The organism is Neosynechococcus sphagnicola sy1 (assembly GCF_000775285.1).
Taxonomy (GTDB): Bacteria; Cyanobacteriota; Cyanobacteriia; order Neosynechococcales; family Neosynechococcaceae; genus Neosynechococcus; species Neosynechococcus sphagnicola.
In genome coordinates this window covers 1-677 of sequence record NZ_JJML01000101.1, presented here as the reverse complement: position 1 = coordinate 677, position 677 = coordinate 1, and the positions used below count along the sequence as shown (strand labels likewise).

At 51.0% G+C, this 677-nt stretch carries 1 pseudogene; it reads left to right on the top strand.

From position 1 onward, the window contains the following. Nucleotides 1-213: 213 nt before the first annotated feature. A pseudogene (locus DO97_RS31600) lies at nucleotides 214-677 on the top strand (acetyl-coenzyme A synthetase N-terminal domain-containing protein); the annotation flags it as partial.

Below are 677 nucleotides of genomic sequence, written 5' to 3'. Positions count from 1 at the left end.
GGGTCAGTCAGCCTGCCAGCATTGAGATTTGAAAGTCTAAGCATGTTCTCATAGTCCTGACCAGCGCTATTTTTTGGGGTGTGCCGCCGAGTGGCATCACCCCTGCTCGGCTTGGTATCACTGAATTTCCAAGAACTTTAAGATTTTGGCTGGGTCATTGGTACAGCAGACACAGTATTGTTTGGGAACAGTCCAGCTCTGTGATCACGCCCCATGAGTGAGTCCACCATCGAATCAATTCTGCAAGAGCAGCGTCTATTTCCTCCCCGGCTGAATTTTCTGAGAAAGCCCGTGTCAAAAGCCTGGAAGAGTATCAGCAGCTGTATGATGCCGCCAAGGCTAACCCTGAGCAATTTTGGAGTGATCTGGCTACCCAGGAATTGCACTGGTTTCAGCCTTGGGAAAAGGTTCTAGACTGGCAACCTCCGTTTGCCCAGTGGTTTGTTGGTGGCAAGCTCAATATTGCTTACAACTGTCTCGATCGCCATCTCAGCACTTGGCGTCGGAACAAAGCGGCGCTGATCTGGGAAGGGAACCGGGGACTCCCGTACCCTCACCTATGCCCAGTTGCATCGAGAAGTCTGTCAATTTGCCAATGTGCTCAAGCAATTAGGAGTGCAAAAGGGCGATTGTGTGGGCATTTACATGCCCATGATTCCAGAGGCAGCGATCGCAAT